General features: G+C 45.8%; 15 protein-coding genes and 1 riboswitch. Of the genes, 3 read left to right on the forward strand and 12 right to left on the reverse strand.

Translation table 11 applies throughout. The features are described from left to right. Both ETB99_RS02725 and ETB99_RS02730 read right to left on the reverse strand, forming a co-directional pair. Window positions 1-1,653: a methyl-accepting chemotaxis protein gene (locus ETB99_RS02725; protein WP_171699838.1), complete on the reverse strand. Its 1,653-nt coding sequence runs from the start codon at window positions 1,651-1,653 to the stop codon at window positions 1-3. 12 nt (window positions 1,654-1,665) lie between these two features. Further along, window positions 1,666-2,631, reverse strand: a complete 966-nt coding sequence (locus ETB99_RS02730; RefSeq protein WP_128999851.1) for a BMP family lipoprotein — start codon at window positions 2,629-2,631, stop codon at window positions 1,666-1,668. 167 nt (window positions 2,632-2,798) lie between these two features. Here ETB99_RS02730 and ETB99_RS02735 point away from each other — a divergent pair, with 167 nt between their 5' ends. The 3 genes from ETB99_RS02735 to metH all read left to right on the forward strand — a co-directional run bounded on the left by ETB99_RS02735 (window position 2,799) and on the right by metH (window position 8,781). Continuing rightward, window positions 2,799-3,290 (forward strand): YajQ family cyclic di-GMP-binding protein, encoded by a 492-nt coding sequence (locus ETB99_RS02735; protein WP_021094041.1) that lies wholly within the window; start codon window positions 2,799-2,801, stop codon window positions 3,288-3,290. Window positions 3,291-3,380: 90 nt separating this feature from the next. Then, window positions 3,381-3,482, forward strand: a riboswitch (SAM riboswitch). Between the two features lie 69 nt (window positions 3,483-3,551). Continuing rightward, complete coding sequence (locus tag ETB99_RS02740; RefSeq protein ID WP_171699839.1) at window positions 3,552-5,399, forward strand: bifunctional homocysteine S-methyltransferase/methylenetetrahydrofolate reductase; 1,848 nt, start codon at window positions 3,552-3,554, stop codon at window positions 5,397-5,399. Continuing rightward, entirely contained in the window at window positions 5,392-8,781 is a 3,390-nt protein-coding gene (metH, locus tag ETB99_RS02745) for a methionine synthase (protein WP_171699840.1), read from the forward strand. Before ETB99_RS02740 ends, metH begins: the two co-directional genes overlap by 8 nt. 40 nt (window positions 8,782-8,821) lie before the next feature. On the opposite strand, the gene cobO is transcribed toward metH, so the two are convergent. From cobO to ETB99_RS02795, 10 genes are read right to left on the reverse strand one after another with little or no spacing between them, the layout of a single operon-like run. Further along, window positions 8,822-9,343, reverse strand: coding sequence for a cob(I)yrinic acid a,c-diamide adenosyltransferase (cobO, locus tag ETB99_RS02750; RefSeq protein ID WP_077427678.1), 522 nt, complete (start codon window positions 9,341-9,343; stop codon window positions 8,822-8,824). Then, a complete protein-coding gene (gene cobA, locus ETB99_RS02755) occupies window positions 9,337-10,086 on the reverse strand; it encodes a uroporphyrinogen-III C-methyltransferase (protein ID WP_171699841.1) in 750 nt (249 codons plus the stop codon). Before cobA ends, cobO begins: the two co-directional genes overlap by 7 nt. After that, window positions 10,079-11,104 carry a nicotinate-nucleotide--dimethylbenzimidazole phosphoribosyltransferase gene (gene cobT / locus ETB99_RS02760; protein WP_171699842.1) on the reverse strand — a complete coding sequence of 342 codons (1,026 nt, stop codon included), beginning with the start codon at window positions 11,102-11,104 and terminating at the stop codon, window positions 10,079-10,081. The genes cobA and cobT overlap by 8 nt, the downstream gene beginning before the upstream one ends. Next, entirely contained in the window at window positions 11,094-12,608 is a 1,515-nt protein-coding gene (locus tag ETB99_RS02765) for a cobyric acid synthase (protein ID WP_171699843.1), read from the reverse strand. The genes cobT and ETB99_RS02765 overlap by 11 nt, the downstream gene beginning before the upstream one ends. After that, a complete protein-coding gene (locus tag ETB99_RS02770; RefSeq protein ID WP_171699844.1) occupies window positions 12,601-13,959 on the reverse strand; it encodes a cobyrinic acid a,c-diamide synthase CobB in 1,359 nt (452 codons plus the stop codon). Before ETB99_RS02770 ends, ETB99_RS02765 begins: the two co-directional genes overlap by 8 nt. Further along, window positions 13,956-15,035 carry a cobalt-precorrin 5A hydrolase gene (locus ETB99_RS02775; protein ID WP_171699845.1) on the reverse strand — a complete coding sequence of 360 codons (1,080 nt, stop codon included), beginning with the start codon at window positions 15,033-15,035 and terminating at the stop codon, window positions 13,956-13,958. Before ETB99_RS02775 ends, ETB99_RS02770 begins: the two co-directional genes overlap by 4 nt. A 1-nt stretch (window position 15,036) precedes the next feature. After that, complete coding sequence (gene cobM, locus ETB99_RS02780) at window positions 15,037-15,804, reverse strand: precorrin-4 C(11)-methyltransferase (protein ID WP_171699846.1); 768 nt, start codon at window positions 15,802-15,804, stop codon at window positions 15,037-15,039. Then, window positions 15,801-16,502: a precorrin-2 C(20)-methyltransferase gene (gene cobI, locus ETB99_RS02785; protein WP_171699847.1), complete on the reverse strand. Its 702-nt coding sequence runs from the start codon at window positions 16,500-16,502 to the stop codon at window positions 15,801-15,803. The genes cobM and cobI overlap by 4 nt, the downstream gene beginning before the upstream one ends. Next, window positions 16,492-17,703 (reverse strand): precorrin-6y C5,15-methyltransferase (decarboxylating) subunit CbiE, encoded by a 1,212-nt coding sequence (cbiE, locus tag ETB99_RS02790; protein WP_171699848.1) that lies wholly within the window; start codon window positions 17,701-17,703, stop codon window positions 16,492-16,494. The genes cobI and cbiE overlap by 11 nt, the downstream gene beginning before the upstream one ends. Next, a complete protein-coding gene (locus ETB99_RS02795) occupies window positions 17,669-18,781 on the reverse strand; it encodes a cobalt-precorrin-5B (C(1))-methyltransferase (protein WP_171699849.1) in 1,113 nt (370 codons plus the stop codon). The genes cbiE and ETB99_RS02795 overlap by 35 nt, the downstream gene beginning before the upstream one ends. Window position 18,782: the final 1 nt, after the last annotated feature.

Genomic DNA, 18,782 nt, shown 5'->3' on the forward strand with positions numbered 1-18,782 from the left:
TTACCTCATTTGAAACTTTGCCATCATTTTTTGTAAGTCGTCTGTTAGTTGGCGCAACGTCGTCACTTTTTCGCTCATTTTTTTGAACGCTTCTAATTGCTCAACCATCGACGCAGCAATTTCTTCGCTACCTGCTGCGGACTGTTCGACAACGGCACTAATGCTTTCGACGTTTTGCAAGACGTTTTTACCAAGCTCTTTCGATTCGTCCATACCGATCACAAGCGCTTGCATGTCTGTTGTAATATGTTGTACTTTACTTTCAATTTGTGCAAACGCATCGGTTGTCGTCTCAATCGCTTTCGTTTGCGCTTCCGCAATATTTACCCCACGGCGAACCGCCTCGGTCACATTCGTTAACCCCGATTGAATGAGCTGTACCATCTCAAAAATTTGATTTGTCGCTTTCGACGATTCTTCTGCAAGTTTGCGCACTTCTTCAGCAACGACGGCAAACCCTTTCCCCGCTTCTCCTGCTCGTGCTGCTTCAATCGCTGCATTTAACGCCAATAAGTTCGTTTGCGTTGCAATATCAGATACCGCTTTTGCCATATCTTCAATTTTACTTGCATACGTCGCAAACTGTTCCGTCGATTGTTCGATTGAGGCAGTCGCCTTGGCATTTTCATCAATAAATGTTTTTTGTTCTGCTAACGCTGCTTGACCGTGCACAATCGCTTCAACCGCTTCGTCACTATAACGCGCCGCTTGTTCCGTACGCGCAACGTTTTGTTGTACAGTTCCTTCCATGCGTTCAATGAGCTGTACTGCACTTTGCAAGTCTTCCGAAATGCTTTGCGCCCCAGCGGATAATTCATTCGTCGAGACAGCGACTTGATTGTTAATTTCTGTTAACATTTTTGTTTCTTCATCAATTTCTTTCGCAAACGTCTCGACTTGCTTACTTACTGTATCGACCGACTGAAGCAAACCGTTTAGTTGATCAGCCATCGTTGTAAACGCTGCATTTAAATCAGCAAGCTCATCTTTCCCATTATATTTCACAGGCTCGATGCGCAAATTGCCGCTTGCGATTTGCTTCGCGTTTTCAGCAATTTTTTTGAGCGGCGTTGTAATTTTTTGCGTTAGACGGAATCCACTAAATCCAGCAAACAATAACACGATGACAATCGCAACGAGCGAAATGGTAATGACGCCTGAAATTTGCTTTTGTAACGTTTGTTGCATATACGTATAATATTCAGCGACATACGTGCTCACGACGTATATGTCGTTTAATACTCCTTCTGCCCGCATCGATTGGCGGCGAATTTCCGCTACATTTCGCGCATCAAGTGCCGCTTTCGATTCCGCATCAAGCGCCGCAAATTTTTTATTCGCCTGTTCAAGTGCAGAACGGAAATACGGTTGAGTTAATCCTTTATTTAACGCTTGAAGTAGCTTTTCCGATTCCGCTAAATGAACAAGCACTTCTTGTTTATTCCCTTCTGTCGGGCTATACGCATAGTTGCTTAAACTTTGCTTCGTCGCCTTCAATTCTGCTTGTAAATGTTGCGCCTTCATCATGAGTGGCACAAAATCTTGATTGGACGATTGAATCGACAGCATATTCATAATAATAAACACAATAATGGCGCCCGCAATAACTGGCGTGGCTAATGAATGAAATAACAATCGCTGTTTAATGGACATCGTATCCCTCCTTTATTGTGCGATGCCGTTCGTCGCTTTTTCTTTCCATTTTTCAAGCGTTGCTTGTTGTTCTGGAGTGAATGTCACAACGCGAATCGGTGCTAAATCGACACCGTTTTCTTTTAAGCCGAGTTCGACCGTCCCTTTAGGCACTTCTTTCTTTTCGACATATTGTTGAATGACCGTATATAGCGCCACATCGACATTTTTTAACATCGATGTCACAACCGCTTTTTCCGCATAAAAATATTGGTCGCTATCGACACCGATCGCATATTTTTTATTCATCTCCGCTTCGCGCAACACGCCAACACCTGTAAACCCTGCTGCTGCGTACAACACGTCGGCACCGTTTCCGATCATTTGTTTCGCGATTTGTGCCCCAAGTTTATCATCACCGAAATTGCCGGCATACACTTCTTGTACCTTCGCTTCTGGCTTCACCGCTTTTACCCCTTGAATAAAGCCGTTTGCAAATTTGCGAATTAAAGGTACATCCGCTCCGCCAACAAAGCCAACGTTGTTCGTTTTCGTCAACATGCCAGCGACGACGCCCGCTAAAAAGCTTCCTTCATCTTCTTTAAACGTAATCGAAGTGATGTTTGGTAAATCAGACACCGCATCAATTAATATAAATTGTTGTTTCGGATATTTTTTCGCGACTTTTTCTAAATCTTGTTGCACCATAAACCCAAGTCCGATGACGAGATCGTTTCCAGCTTCAACAAGTTCCGTTAGCCCTTTTTCATACGTTCCCGTTTCTTTTAACTCGCGATAATCAAAAAAGACGCCAAGTTCATCACGCGCCTTCATCAATCCTTTAAACGCCGAATCGCTAAACGATTGATCACCGAGTCCGACGTCCGACAACATAATGCCCACTTTTATTCGCTCTTTCGGTTGAAAGGAACTCGTTTGTGAACACCCTGCGGCAACGAGCAAAACGATTGCCACGATGAGTGAAAATACTTTTTTCATAAAATTTCCTCATCTCCTTACTATTCGATTAAATCTCACTTCATTTATTATATCGACATCGTTCGACGTTTTGTTTACTTTTTATATATAAAAATTTTGTAAAGTTGTTCGTATGCCAACAATCGACTATAATGGAAACACAACGAATTTATGCCGAGGTGATCAATATGTCAAAAGAAAGTTCATTTGATATCGTGTCAAAAGTCGATTTGTCGGAAGTCACAAACGCCGTCAACATCGCGTTAAAAGAAATTCAAAACCGCTACGACTTTAAAGGGAGCAAAAGCGACATTTCGCTTGAAAAAGATGAGCTTATTCTCATTTCTGACGATGAATTTAAGCTTGAACAACTGAAAGATGTGCTCATCGGCAAACTTATTAAACGTGGCGTCCCTACAAAAAACATTCAATACGGAAAAGTGGAAGCTGCGTCTGGCGGAACGGTGCGCCAGCGTGCGAAACTCGTTCAAGGCATCGACAAAGACAACGCGAAAAAAATTAACACAATCATTAAAAATACAGGGTTAAAAGTAAAAAGTCAAATTCAAGAAGACCAAATTCGCGTCAGCGGCAAAAGTAAAGACGATTTGCAAAAAGTAATCGCCGCGATTCGCGAAGCAGATTTACCGATCGACGTCCAATTCGTCAACTACCGTTAAGAAGGCGCGCTGCCTTCTTTTTCTTTTCTAATTAAAAATAGTTGAATATTTCTAAAAAATCAGTTACATTTATGAATAACTTCATACAACGTCTTATCGAGAGAAGGGGAGGGACTGGCCCGATGAACCTTCAGCAACCTGACGATCGTCAAGGTGCTAAGTCCAGCAAGCGATTCGCTTGGAAGATAAGAAGGAGCGCTTCACGTCTTCTTCTTATGAGGAAGACTTTTTTACTTTAAACGGAGAAATGGAGGAATGGACGTGGGATTGTTAAATGACTTAAAAGAACGCATCGTCATCGCGGACGGAGCGATGGGCACGTTATTATATGCACACGGCATCGATCGTTGTTTTGAAGAATTAAACGTCACAAAACCTGAAGAAATCGTTCATATTCATGAAGCGTATATTGATGCAGGTGCTGAAATCATTCAAACGAACACATACGGCGCTAACTACGTCAAACTGGCGCGTTACGGGCTACAAGATGACGTAAAAAAAATAAACGAAGCAGCGGTCAGTCTTGCGAAACAAGCCGCAAAAGGACGCGCCTACGTGCTCGGTACGATCGGAGGATTGCGCAGCACAAACAAAAGTACGATTTCCCTTGAAGAAGTGAAACGAACGTTTCGTGAACAGCTGTACGTCTTGTTAAACGAAAATGTTGATGGGCTTTTACTTGAAACGTATTACGATTTTGAAGAATTGCAAACTGTTCTGTCCATCGCTCGCCAAGAAACAACGTTGCCGATCATCGCCCACGTCACATTGCACGACATTGGCGTCTTACAACATGGCATGCCGCTTGCAGATGCGCTGTATCAACTCGAACAGCTTGGCGCCGATGTCGTCGGCTTAAACTGCCATCTCGGCCCATATCATATGTTGCGCTCGCTTGAAGAAGTGCCGATTCCATCGCGCGCCTTTTTATCTGTATACCCAAACGCAAGCTTGCCGCAATATCGCGACGGGCGATTCGTTTACGAAACGAGCGAACAATATTTTGAAGAAACCGCTCGTGCGTTTCGCGATCAAGGGGTGCGCCTCATCGGCGGCTGTTGCGGCACAACGCCAAAACATATTGCCGCCATCGCTCGCGCCCTTTCTGACCGCACACCTGTATATGAAAAAAAAGTGAAACAACGGCATACAATCGTCGTGCAAGAAGCGGAACAAACATCTGCACCTTCCCTAGCTGACATCGCGCGCATGCGTCGGTCAATTATCGTCGAGCTTGACCCGCCGAAAAAACTCGGCTTAACGAAATTTTTAGAAGGCGCAAAAGCGTTAAAAGAAGCACATATTGATGCGCTAACGCTCGCCGACAACTCGCTGGCGACACCACGCATTAGCAACGTCGCTGTCGGAACGATCGTCAAACAACAACTGAACATGCGCCCGCTCATTCACATTACATGCCGCGATCGCAACTTAATCGGCCTACAGTCACATTTAATGGGGCTTCATACGCTCGGCATGACCGATGTGCTTGCTTTAACCGGCGATCCATCGAAAGTCGGCGACTTTCCGGGGGCAACGTCCGTATACGATTTATCGTCATTTGACCTTATTTCGTTAATTCGGCAATTTAACGAAGGGCTTTCGTATTCGGGCAAACCGCTCGGACAAAAAACGAACTTTTCGATCGCCGCTGCCTTTAACCCGAACGTGCGCCATTTAGATAAAGCGGTGAAACGGCTCGAGAAAAAAATTGAATGTGGTGCCCATTATTTTTTAACACAGCCGCTTTATAGCGAAAAACAAATTGAAGACGTCTATGAAGCGACAAAGCATTTATCAACACCGATTTACATCGGCATTATGCCTTTGACAAGCGCGCGCAACGCCGACTTTTTACACCATGAAGTGCCGGGCATTACATTGTCTGATGACATTCGCGCTCGCATGGCCGCTTGCGCCAACGACCCGATTCAAGCAACAAAAGAAGGATTGGCAATCGCCAAATCGCTTATCGACGCAGCATTCGATTTATTCCAAGGCATTTATTTAATTACACCGTTTTTACGCTACGACATGACAGTCGAACTCGTTCGCTACATTCATGAAAAAGAACGGCTCGCAAAAGAAAGGACGGTTTACTATGGCTAGTTTATTTGCACAGCTTGAGAAAAAAATTTTAATTATTGACGGCGCGATGGGGACGATGATTCAAGCGGCCAATTTAACGGCGGACGATTTTGGCGGGGAAGCGTACGAAGGATGTAACGAATATTTAACGCTCACCGCCCCTCATGTCATCTCACATATTCACGAAGCATATTTCGCCGCAGGGGCGGACATCGTTGAAACAAATACGTTTGGCGCGACCCGCATCGTCTTAGACGAATACAACCTCGGGCATTTAGCGCTTGAATTAAACATTGAAGCAGCGAAACTCGCCAAAAGAGCGGCTGAAAAATATACAACGAGCGATCACCCTCGCTTCGTCGCCGGTTCGATGGGTCCGACGACAAAAACGCTATCTGTCACAGGCGGAGCGACGTTTGCCGAACTCATTTCTTCCTATGAAGAACAAGCGCGCGGTTTATTGCTTGGCGGCGTCGATTTGTTGTTGTTAGAAACGTGCCAAGATACGTTAAACGTGAAAGCTGCGTTTCTCGGCATTACGAAAGCGTTTCAAGCGGTTGGAAAACAAGTACCGCTTATGATTTCTGGAACGATCGAACCGATGGGAACGACGCTTGCCGGGCAAACGATCGAATCGTTTTTTATTTCGATTCAACATATGAAACCATTTGCCGTCGGCTTAAACTGCGCCACAGGGCCGGAATTTATGACCGATCATTTGCGCTCGCTCGCCTCCCTCGCCAACACAGCCGTCAGCTGTTATCCAAACGCCGGTCTTCCGGACGAAGAAGGATGTTATCACGAAACGCCAGACATGCTCGCGAAAAAAATTCGCCAATTTGCCGAAAAAGGATGGTTAAACATTGTCGGCGGCTGTTGCGGTACGACGCCTGAACATATTCGCGCCATCGCTGAAGCCGTTCGCGATGTGCCACCGCGCGTCATTCCGAAACAGTTTCCGATGCATGCCGTCTCTGGCATTGATGCGCTCATTTACGATGAAACGATGCGTCCGCTTTTTGTTGGGGAACGAACGAACGTCATCGGTTCGCGCAAGTTTAAACGGCTCATTGCGGAAGGAAAATATGAAGAAGCGGCAGAAATTGCTCGCGCTCAAGTCAAAAACGGGGCGCACGTCATCGACATTTGTTTAGCCGACCCTGACCGCGATGAAAAAGAAGATATGGAGCAATTTATTCAACAAGTCGTGAAAAAAGTAAAAGTGCCGCTTGTCATCGACTCGACCGATGAAGACGTCATCGCTTGCGCCTTGTCGTATTCGCAAGGAAAAGCGATTATTAACTCGATTAACTTAGAAGACGGCGAAGAACGATTTGAAAAAATTGTTCCGCTTCTTCATCAATACGGAGCAGCGGTCGTCGTCGGCACGATTGACGAACAAGGCATGGCGATCGAAGCGAAACGAAAACTTGATATCGCCCTTCGTTCATACGATTTACTCGTCAACAAATACGGTGTCTCACCGCACGACATCATTTTCGATCCGCTCGTTTTTCCGATCGGCACAGGAGATGAACAATATATTGGTGCAGCGAAAGAAACCATTGAAGGCATTCGCCTCATTAAACAACATTTGCCGAACTGTTTAACGATGCTCGGCATTAGCAACGTCTCATTCGGTTTGCCACCTGTCGGGCGCGAAGTGTTAAACTCCGTCTTTTTATACCATTGCACACAAGCTGGTCTCGACTATGCGATCGTCAATACCGAAAAATTAGAGCGATTCGCTTCCATTCCAGAAGAAGAAGTACGTTTAGCCGAGGCGTTGTTATTTGACACAAACGATGTAACGTTAAACGCTTTTATTCAATTTTATCGCGATAAAACGAAGCAACCGAAACAAACAAACGTTCATATGACGTTAGAAGAACGGCTCGCCGCATATGTCGTTGAAGGAACGAAAGACGGGCTCATTGAAGATTTAACGCTCGCATTACAAACGTACAGCCCGCTTGACATTATTAACGGTCCGCTTATGAACGGCATGGATGAAGTCGGCCGTCTATTTAACGATAACCAGCTCATCGTTGCGGAAGTGTTGCAAAGTGCGGAAGTGATGAAAGCCGCGGTCGCCTTTTTAGAGCCGTATATGGAGAAAAACGAAACGAGCGTGAAAGGAAAGGTGCTTCTCGCAACCGTCAAAGGAGATGTACATGACATCGGCAAAAATTTAGTCGACATTATTTTAAGCAATAACGGGTTTCATGTCGTTGACTTAGGCATTAAAGTGACACCACAACAACTCATCGAAGCGGTGCGACACGAACAGCCCGATATGATTGGCTTATCAGGACTGCTTGTTAAATCCGCACAACAAATGGTGCTTACCGCCCAAGACTTAAAACAAGCCGGCATTTCGTTACCGATTTTAGTTGGCGGAGCGGCTCTGTCACGCAAATTTACCGATACGAAAATTGCCCCTGAATATGACGGTATCGTTTTGTACGCCAAAGATGCGATGGAAGGACTGACGCTAGCCAATCGCATCGTTCAACAAGATATCGTCTATGAGAAAAAAGAAAAAGTGGAACATGTAACAAAACAGCAAAACGCTGTCGCCGTCATGACAAAGTCCAATGTGAAGCAAGCACCTATTTACGTTCCGACCGATACAGAAAGGCATATATTACAACACATTCCGCTTTCACATATCGAACCGTACGTCAATTGGCAAATGCTTCTTGGTCACCATCTTGGCTTAAAAGGAAACGTCAAACAACTGTTGGCGGAAGGAAATGAAAAAGCGATCATGCTAAAAGAGCTCATCGATGAATTACTTGCCGAGGCAAAACGAACGAACTCGCTTGCGCCAAAAGCGGTATATCAGTTTTTCCCGGCAACAAGCGACGGCGATACGGTGATCATTTACGACCCACGCGATCAACAAACGGTCATTGAGACATTTACGTTTCCAAGACAAACGAAAGCACCGTATTTATGTTTAGCAGACTATCTTTCTAGCGAACAAATCGACTACGTCGGGCTATTTGCCGTTACCGCTGGCGCAGGCGTGCGCGATTTAGCACAACGGTTCAAAGAAGAAGGGCAGTTTTTGAAAAGCCACGCCATTCAAGCGTTAGCGCTTGAACTAGCGGAAGGATTGGCGGAACGCGTGCATCAAATTATGCGCGACCGCTGGGGCTTTCCAGATTCGCCCGACTTTACGATGGAGCAACGGTTTGCGGCAAAATACCAAGGACAACGCTTTTCTTTCGGCTACCCTGCTTGTCCAAATCTCGAAGACCAAGAAAAACTGTTCCGCCTATTACGTCCAGAAGAAATTGGCATTCAATTAACAGAAGGCTATATGATGGAGCCCGAAGCATCCGTTTCCGCCATCGTCTTCGCTCATCCGGAAGCGAGATATTTTAACGTGTTGTGAAAAAGCTGATTTTAATCAGCTTTTTCACAACATCCATTCTTTACAAATCAATCCCTTTTATCGCATGAACGCCTTCACGGTAATAATGTTTCACTTCTTTCATTTCCGTCACTAAATCGGCAAGTTCGATCATTTCCTCTTTTGCCCCTCTTCCTGTCACAACGACATGTGTGTGTGCTGGCTTATTCGCCAATGTGTACACAACATCTTGAAGCGGCAAAACATCATCAATCGGAAAAGATGTAATCGCTAACGCAACATTTAATTCGTCTAAAATAACGACATCATACATACCTGATTGCACGCACTCTTTCGCTAGCGCCCACCCTTTTTGCAATGCTTCGCGATGCTCAGCCGGTGTTTTCGTCCATGTGAAACCAACACCTGTTTGGTGTACGGCGATGCCAAGTTGTTGGAATATTTTCGCCTCACCATATGGACGATGCGGCGATTTAATAAATTGAATGACAATCACTTTTTTCCCATGCCCCGCGGCCCGAACAGCAAGACCGACCGCTGCAGTTGTTTTTCCTTTTCCGTCCCCTGTGTAGACGATCACCATATTTCTTCCACCCACTTTAGCTTGTCATGTAATTGTACAACATCGCCAACAACAATGATGGCCGGGGAAGAAAAGTTGTGCTCCTGCACGAGATGGACGATCGTTTGCAACGTACCGACGACCGTCCGCTGCTTATTTGTCGTTGCCCATTCAATGACCGCCACCGGCGTATGCCCATCTTTCCCATGACGTCGTAGTTGTTCACAAATGTAAGCGATATTTGCCATCCCCATATAAAATACGATCGTATCTGTTGCCTCGCTTAATGCGTCCCAGCGAATGCGATCACGTTCCCCGCTCTGATGTCCTGCAATAAACGTCACCCCTCCAGCATAATTGCGATGCGTCACAGGAATGCCAGCGTACGCTGGCGCAGCCACACCAGCTGTCACCCCGGGGACAATTTCATACGGAATGCCGTATGCGCGTAAATGCTCCGCCTCTTCCCCGCCGCGACCGAACATAAACGGATCGCCGCCTTTTAATCGTACGACTGTTTTTCCTTGCAACGCATATTGTACAAGCCATTCGTGAATTTGTTGTTGAATATTTCCATGCTTTTTCGGTTCTTTGCCGCAATATAAAAGCGTTGTTCCTTCTTTGGCATAAGTCAACAGCTGTGCACTCACGAGTCGGTCGTAAATGATGACATCCGCCTTTTCAATACATTCACGTCCGTATACAGTAATGAGCTTCGGGTCGCCTGGACCGGCCCCAACGATATATACTTTTCCTTTATTCATCATGATCGCTCCCTGTCGCTACGTTTGCTGATGAAAATGTCGCCATATGAAGCATCGCCAGCGCCATATTGACAATCGGAAAGGCCACCGCCGCTCCACTTCCTTCTCCAAGACGCATGCATAAATCAAGAAGCGGCTCTTTATGTAACAACCCAAGAGCGATACGATGACCCGGTTCTTGCGATCGATGCCCCGCAATCATATAATGAACGACGCGTTTATTTATTCGTTCGGCGATTAACGCTGCGACGGTACAAATAAAGCCATCAAGCAAAATCGGAATGCGTCGCTCTGCGGCTGCGATCATCGCTCCTGCCATCGCTGCAATTTCAAACCCTCCGATTTTTGTCAATAAATCGATGGCATCAGACGCACTCGGCTTATGTTTTGCAAGGGCACGTTTAATCACGTCTCGCTTACGTTTCAATGCTTCATCATGAACGCCTGTTCCTTTGCCGACAAGTTCAGCAACGTTGCGGCCGCTTATCGCTGCTAACAGAGCGCTAGCTGTCGTCGTATTGCCGATCCCCATTTCCCCAACGATCAAACAGCGGATGCCGTGATCAATCATCGCATTTGCTTGGCGATATCCTGCTTGCACTGCTCGCTCCGCCTCTTCTTTCGTCATTGCTTCCCCATCGGCAAAATTGTTCGTTCCATATGCTACCTTTTCGTCGATGACACGTTCTTCATGAATATCAGTTGCCACGCCAACATCGACAACTGAAAATATGGCGCCAATTTGTTTGCTAAATACGTTAATGGCAGCCCCGCCGCGCACAAAATTAAGCACCATTTGCGCGGTCACTTCTTGCGGATACGCAGACACCCCTTCTTTCGCAATACCATGATCGGCCGCAAACACGAGCACGCCCGGCGGCGTCACGCTCGGAAAACGCTCCCCTGTCATTTTCGCAATGTCAATTGCTAGCTCTTCAAGCCGCCCAAGGCTTCCACGTGGTTTCGTTAGTTGATCAATATAGTTGCGTACTTCTTCCCCAATTTGTTCATAAAGCATGATTGTCTCCCCCTTGAAATTCCATCATTTTTCGTTCAATTGTTGTCACATTGACGCTCGCTTCGACCCAATTAGCTAGTTCATCAAATGCCTGCATGCGCAATTGTCGATAAAGCGGTCGTTTAGGAAGTGACGGAAGTTGTTTTTTTCTCCGCACGTCGTTTAATAAATGATGGCGAAACGCATCGTTATGAAATAAATCGTGCATATATGTTCCAATGATACGTTCATCTTTCGTTTTACAGCCGTCTGTTTTTCCATTGAGCGAAATAAGCGGTGCTCCGCTTTTTATGATCGAACGTCCCATATGAATTTCATATCCGCTCACATGAAACGTTTCGCGTTGAAACGTCAATATCCCTTCACATAACACCGTCGTTTTTTCACAAGCGAGCGTCGTTTCAATCGGCAGCAAATTTAATCCCTCTACCTCATCGAGTGGCGTTTCGACATGAAACGGATCTTTTATACGTTCTCCAAGCATTTGATAGCCACCGCAAATACCGATCATGATCGTATCGCTTCGTTCATATAAACGGCGGATCGCTACAAATAGTCCTGTTTCTTTTAAAAACTGCACGTCTTCAATCGTATTTTTACTGCCCGGCAAAATAAGTATATCTGGCTCACCTAACAACGACGCGTCCGTCACAAACCGCACCGAACAGTCCGGCTCGGCAAAAAACGGATCGATATCAGTAAAGTTAGACATGCGCGGATATTGAATGACCGCTACATCGATCGCTTTCGTATCATCTTTTTTTGTCGCATACCGAGAAAGTGTCACAGAATCTTCCGCATCGATGCGCAAATGCATATATGGAACGACGCCAAGCACCGGCACGCCTGTATATTGCTCGAACCAACGCAATCCCGGCTGAAGAAGCGCAACATCACCACGAAATTTATTAATGATCACCCCGATGACACGTTTCCGATCACACTCATCTAACAACTGCAATGTGCCAACTAAACTCGCAAACACTCCTCCGCGCTCAATATCACCAATTAAGACAACGGGAGCGTTCGCCATGCGTGCCACGCGCATATTTACAAGCTCACGATCGTTCAAATTTACTTCCGCCGGGCTTCCCGCCCCTTCAATGACTAGTCGATCGTATTGTTTCATTAACACATCGAGCGACTGTTGAATAATGTTCAGTCCCGTATGAAAAAACTCGGTGCGATAAGCACTCGCTTGCATGTTTTTGTACGGTTTTCCATGTACAACAATTTGCGCTTCTTGATCGCGACTCGGCTTAATTAAAATCGGATTCATATGCGTAGTCGCTAACACGCCTGCCGCTTCCGCCTGCACTCCTTGCGCGCGTCCGATTTCTTTTCCGTCAGTCGTTACGTATGAATTAAGTGACATATTTTGCGACTTAAACGGTGCTGTTTTCCAACCGTTGCGGGCAAATATGCGACAAAAAGCTGTCGCGATCACACTTTTTCCCGCATCTGAATGCGTTCCTTGAAACATAATTGGCAGCGCTTTACGCATCGCCTTTCACCTCGCTACACGCCTTCAACCACCGCTCAACAAGCAAAGGGTTCGACGGAAAATAAAAATGAATGTAACCAGCGACTAACCGCTGATCCATATATCCGTCTCGTTTACATCCGCGCAGCCCTTTCGCTTCATATGAAAATTTTTCTTCTTCGCGTCGAATAAACGTTGAATAATGAAATTCATGTCCTTTCGCTTGATCTTGTTCAAATAAAAAGTTTCCTTCCATTCCTGTCACTTCGCGATATCCGAGCGCCACAAGCTTTCGATGCATACATACGTGCCCCGGAATGACGCCGACCATCTCGTAATATTGTCCGCCAGTCGTTTCGATGCCTTCTGTTAAATACATAAATCCACCGCACTCGGCAAGCGTCGGTAAACCGCGCTGAATGGCTTCGGCAACCGATCGTTTCACTTTTTCGTGACGCGCAAGCTCCGCGGCAAATTCCTCTGGAAAACCTCCACCAATGTACAATCCGTGCACATCGTTCGGCACACATTCACCGGCAAGCGGAGAAAAATAAACGAGCGTTGCCCCATACGCCTGAAGCATTTCTAAATTTTCTTCGTAATAAAAATGAAACGCTGCATCTTTTGCGACAGCCACGCGCACATCGTACGTTTGTTTTGGTGTAAAAAACGGCTCGCTATGAAGGACGGTCGTTTCCGCTAGTTTCCATATAGCATCTAAATCGACCGTTTGAGCGATGCGCTCACCAAGCCGCTCAAAAAACGGTTGAAGCTCTCCACGTTCCACAGATGGAACAAGCCCTAAATGACGCTCTGGAATCGTCAAATCGCTTTCTTTTAACAAATAGCCAACGACAGGAATACCGCATTGTTGTTCAATCGCTTCTTTGACGAGGCGAAAATGCCCTTCGCTCCCAACGCGATTCGCAATAACTCCAACAATGCGAACTCGTTTATCAAACAGTTGAAATCCGCGCACAACTGCCGCAGCGCTACGCGCCATGCCTGAACAGTCGACAACTAACAAGACAGGGCTTTCGGTGATCATGCTAATTTCTGCAGTGGATCCTTCATTTGTCGTCGCTCGCTTCCCGTCAAATAACCCCATCACCCCTTCAATAATCGATAAATGCGCTCCTTCGCTCCCACGGCTACATACGTAGCGCACAATTTGTTCATTCCCCATCCAACTATCTAAGTTGCGCGAACGTCTTCCTGTTACCGCGGTATGATACGTCGGATCAATATAATCTGGCCCACATTTGAATCCTTGAACAAAGTATCCCCGCTGTTTGAACGCGCTCATTAAACCGAGTGTGATCGTCGTCTTTCCAACACCGCTCCCCGTTCCTGCAACGACAATTCTCCTCATTTCCGTTCCTCCCAAAGTGCAACAGAAATCGTCACATTTCCGCTCTTTTTTTTCGTTAACACAAGCTTATTTTGTCCGCTATATCGCTTCGCTGCAGGTTCGCTTACCCCATATGCTCCCGTGTAGCGAAATACTGTTTCAGACGGCTCATCAATCGGAACGTCGTTCAACTGCTCAGGCGTGTAAAAAATGAGCGGCCATTGATATTTATTTGCGACAGCTAGCAACCCTTCTTCATCTTTTTTTAAATCGATCGTGCATAACGCTTTGACACTTTTCATTGAAAAACGAAGCTGTTGTAGCGTTTCATCAATGACGTGTTCAATTTCTTCTGCGCTTGTCCCACGATTACACCCGATGCCAATAACAATCACTTTCGGACGATATAACACCCCGTTTTGTAAAATCGCTTCTTCCTCTTTTTCGAGCAAGCGATGCGTGACAATAAGCGCCGCATCCGGCTTCGCTTCAAGCGCCTCAGCAATCGAATCATATTGCCGAATGTTTGCTGGAATCGGCGTATCATACGTCCACCAATTTTGCTCTCCCGATTCTTGTACAATCGCGACATGTTGCTCATTGACAACCGCAGCGCTCACAGGCGTCAAATTGTTTTCATTTTCCCATTCCCATCCGAACGAGCGACCGAATAAGTCAACCGCAATCGTTTGCTGCACATCGGATGCTGTCGTGATGACCGGACGAGCGCCAAGCAAATTCGCCACTTTTTTTGTCAGCTCATTGGCTCCTCCTAAATGACCGGATAATACACTAATGACATGTTCTGCTTTATCATCAATCACAACAACAGCAGGATCTGTTTTTTTGTCTTTTAGCAACGGAGCAATCATTCGTACGACAGCACCGAGGGAAATGATGAGAATCAGCCCGCGATACGTTGAAAACAATTGCGGCAACAACAATCGAACATTTCCTGAAAATAAATGAATTCCTTTCTCGTGTTCGTCCCCTTTCGCAAATTTATCCGTATAATAAATGTGCGCATGCGGAAGTTGATCGTATAGCTTTCTCGCAATATGTACCCCGTGTTTTGTAATGGCGACAACAGCATACATCTCACTTCCCTCCCTTGCGATAGCCGTGAGTAAATGTTTCATCGTACAATTTCGAGCGATACGATTCATCTAGTTCATTCGAAAGCGCCCATCCCGCTAAAATAAGAGCGTGTTGGCGAATGCCGTGACGCTGCATATCTTCATGAAGCATACCAACCGTTGTGCGTACAATTTTTTCGTCCGGCCACGTCGCCTTATACACAACAACGACAGGCGTTCGATCGCTCCATCCCGCTTCAAGAAGAGCAGCAGTTATTTTTTTCGTTAACGTCGCGCTTAAAAATAGGGCAATCGTACAATGATGTTTCGCAAGAGAAGCGAGCTGTTCTTTTTCTGGTACAGGCGTTCTTCCTTCTGCACGCGTAAAAATAACCGTTTGCGTTAAGTTCGGCACCGTCAACTCCACTTGCGCCGCAGCGGCAGCAGCAAATGCTGAGCTGACTCCTGGTACAATTTCCACGTCGATTCCCTCTTTTTTCAAAAGAGCAATTTGTTCCAACGTCGCTCCATAAATCGACGGATCGCCTGTATGAAGCCGCACGACAACGCGTCCTTTCTTTACTTCTTCACACATAAGCGAAACGATTTGTTGCAAATGCATGCCAGACGTACGAAAAATACGCGCCTCTGTTTTCGCATATGTAAGCAGCTCTTCATTGACGAGTGAATCAGTATAAAAAATCGCATCCGCTCGCTGCAACAACTTCATTCCTCTGACTGTAATTAAATCGCTCGCTCCCGGACCAGCTCCAACAATATATATTTTCACTTTCTCACCACCATCAACGTTAAATATGGCAACGACACATGTTCTAATTGCCCGATGTCCCATAGCACTTCTTCATGTGACGTCACTTTCGTCACAACTGCCGCTTTTTTTGTTAAGTTCATCTCTTTTAAAATCGATAAAAGAAGGGGCATCACTTTCGCGACTTTTAAAAAAACGACACAATCATGTGCTTCGATCGCTTTTTTCATCGCGTCGTAATTATCTCGTGCGGGAACGATCGCAATCGTCTCATCCCCATCAGCTAGCGGTAATTGCAACCGTGCCGCCGCCCCATTAATAGAAGAAACACCAGGAACGATTTCGATCGATACATCCGGATATTTCATTTGCATCGTGCGCATAAAATGAATACACGTGCTATACAAAAGCGGATCTCCTTCCGTCACGAATGCAACATGTTTTCCTTCGCGCAAATGTTCCCATACATCATTTACCGTTTCATCCCATTTTTCGCGCAGCACGTTTTCATCTTTTGTCATCGGAAAAACGAGGCCAAGCATATGCTTTTCGGATGGGGAAAAGTATGCCTCTACAATTTGTTGTGCATAACTTTTACTGCCGTTTGTCTTTTTCGGATAGGCGATGACATCTGCTTCTTTTAAACGCCGAAACGCTTTTACCGTCAATAGTTCAGGATCGCCCGGACCAACGCCTATGCCATATAACTTACCGATCATTTTTTTCATCCTTTCGTGCTGAAATAATATAAATTGGATTTAACGCATCAAAACGTGTCAATTGTAAAATCGGTTTGCTTCGTGAAAATTGGGCAAGCAAAATATCGGCATGATACCCATATTGCCGAAACGCTTCCATCGCTTCATATAGCGTTTCAATCGTCACCGCATTCACGACGATGCGTCCCCCTTGTTTTAACCGTGCGCAACAAACCGCAACAATATCCCGTAAACTTCCTGATGTCCCTCCAATAAAGACGGCATCTGGATCAGGAAACTGTTCTAAATGTTCTGGCGCTCGACCGTGAACAAGTGTAACATCCGCACGAAACTTTTTCATATTTTTCTGACATATTTCTATGTCATGAGCGTTTTTCTCAATCGCAAATACGGCTCCTTCACGAGCTATTTTTGCTGCTTCAATCGCTACCGATCCTGTACACGTCCCGATATCCCACACGACGCTTTTTTCATGAAGGCAAAGCGCTTGCAAGCTTAAGACGCGAACTTCTTTTTTCGTAATGAGCCCTTTTTCTGGTTTCCGCTGAAAAAACTCTTCATCCTCTATACCAAACGTCCAACTCGGTCCTTTATGGACACGTCGTAAAACAACAATATTTAAGGAAGCGAACATGCCATCTTTCATCTCTTCTAACGTCATGAATCGACAACGTTCGTTTTCTCCCCCAAGGTTCTCCCCAACAAACGCCTCATATTCTGTCATCCCATATTCTAAAAGATATGAAGCAATCGCACGCGGATCGTTCGTTTCATCTGTTAAAATGGCTACTTTTTCTTTTCCATCTATACGCTGAGCAAGCCCTTTTATCGAACGTCCGTGCAAACTAACGACATATGCATCGTGCCAGCTTTCTCCCATTTTCGCAAACGCCCATTGGAGCGAACTGACAGAGGGGTATACTTCAATCGGAACTTTTTTCGCTAAATAACTACCGATTCCGTAAAATAGCGGATCACCGGATGCTAAAATGACCGTTTTTTTCGGCTCGTTTACAAGCGTTTCAAAAAGCGATGATAAGTTGCTTCGAATGACGATTTTTTCCCCTTTGTAGTGAGGAAAAAAAGATAGTTGCCTTTCTCCGCCAACGAGCCGCTCGCTTTCATGAATCCATTGTTCATACAGCGATGGAAGAGAATTTCTTCCATCAGCTCCAATTCCGATTAATTTCATTCGCTCCATCGTTTCGCACCGCCCTTCCTAGTTGTTGTCCTTTTAACGTATAAAGCGTCGTTTCAACGATCATTCCTCCATTCACTTCCCGCAACGCATGTTGACAACAATAATCACATAACAAATCGAAAAACGATAAATATCCTGCTTCGTACATCATATCTCCAACTTGTGACGCGGTATTCGCTTGTTTCACCGCTTCAATGAGGGGTGTCGGAGCACCTGCTTGCTTCGCAACTTCTGCTAAAAATTGAAAGTCAACAGGCGCACTTTTGGAATGAACCATCATGACGCCTTGGGCGACTTTTGAAAATTTCCCCATCATCCCAACGAGCGACACCTTCTGAATCCCAAGCCTTTTGCATTGTTTCAACGTAAATCCAACAAAATCGCCCATTTCAATAAATGCTTCTTCTTTCAAATGAGGATATTGTTTCATCGCATACGTTTCGCTTCTTCCGCCTGTCGTGAGAACAACGTGATCACAACCGCAAGCAACCGCCACTTCGAGCGCGCGTACAATACTTGCTCGGTACGCGGACGTGGAAAACGGAACGACGATGCCGCGAGTTCCTAAAATAGAAATGCCACCAACGATCCCAAGGCGCGCGTTTAACGTTTTTTTCGCTATTTCCTCTCCATTTGGAACAGAAATGATAATGCGTACTCCACGTGTTAAACGATGCTCGGTCAGTAAATGACGGGCGACGTCCGTCATCATTTGACGCGGTACGGGATTGATCGCCGCTTCGCCAACTGGAATAGGCAATCCCGGTTTCGTTGCTCTTCCGACTCCTTCTCCTCCGTCAATATGAATTCCTTCTTCCGTCCAGCAAACCGTCGCAACAATAGAAGCACCGTGCGTCACATCAGGATCGTCTCCCCCGTCTTTCACCACGGTCGCGCTCGCTCGATCTTTCTCAATTTCACAAGAAACGATCGGAAAAGTGACTTCTCGCCCGATCGGCAACATAATTGTCGCTTCTGTTTGTTTCCTTCCAGTAATAAGCGCACATAACGCCGCTTTTGTCGCAGCCGTTGCACATGCGCCAGTTGTATATCCTTCGCGCAATTTTTCTTTCTCCATA

The organism is Anoxybacillus sp. CHMUD (genome assembly GCF_013096965.1).
Lineage (GTDB): Bacteria > Bacillota > Bacilli > Bacillales > Anoxybacillaceae > Anoxybacillus > Anoxybacillus kestanbolensis_A.

Excerpts from the sequence above, each read along its gene's own strand:
- ETB99_RS02725 (WP_171699838.1), bottom strand. The coding sequence starts at position 1,653 with ATGTCCATTAAACAGCGATTGTTATTTCATTCATTAGCCACGCCAGTT.
- ETB99_RS02730 (WP_128999851.1), bottom strand. The coding sequence starts at position 2,631 with ATGAAAAAAGTATTTTCACTCATCGTGGCAATCGTTTTGCTCGTTGCC.
- ETB99_RS02735 (WP_021094041.1), top strand. The coding sequence starts at position 2,799 with ATGTCAAAAGAAAGTTCATTTGATATCGTGTCAAAAGTCGATTTGTCG.
- metH (WP_171699840.1), top strand. The coding sequence starts at position 5,392 with ATGGCTAGTTTATTTGCACAGCTTGAGAAAAAAATTTTAATTATTGAC.
- cobO (WP_077427678.1), bottom strand. The coding sequence starts at position 9,343 with ATGGTGATCGTCTACACAGGGGACGGAAAAGGAAAAACAACTGCAGCG.
- cobA (WP_171699841.1), bottom strand. The coding sequence starts at position 10,086 with ATGAATAAAGGAAAAGTATATATCGTTGGGGCCGGTCCAGGCGACCCG.
- cobT (WP_171699842.1), bottom strand. The coding sequence starts at position 11,104 with ATGCTTTATGAACAAATTGGGGAAGAAGTACGCAACTATATTGATCAA.
- ETB99_RS02765 (WP_171699843.1), bottom strand. The coding sequence starts at position 12,608 with ATGCGTAAAGCGCTGCCAATTATGTTTCAAGGAACGCATTCAGATGCG.
- ETB99_RS02770 (WP_171699844.1), bottom strand. The coding sequence starts at position 13,959 with ATGAGGAGAATTGTCGTTGCAGGAACGGGGAGCGGTGTTGGAAAGACG.
- ETB99_RS02775 (WP_171699845.1), bottom strand. The coding sequence starts at position 15,035 with ATGTATGCTGTTGTCGCCATTACAAAACACGGGGTACATATTGCGAGA.
- cobI (WP_171699847.1), bottom strand. The coding sequence starts at position 16,502 with ATGATCGGTAAGTTATATGGCATAGGCGTTGGTCCGGGCGATCCTGAA.
- cbiE (WP_171699848.1), bottom strand. The coding sequence starts at position 17,703 with ATGGAGCGAATGAAATTAATCGGAATTGGAGCTGATGGAAGAAATTCT.
- ETB99_RS02795 (WP_171699849.1), bottom strand. The coding sequence starts at position 18,781 with ATGGAGAAAGAAAAATTGCGCGAAGGATATACAACTGGCGCATGTGCA.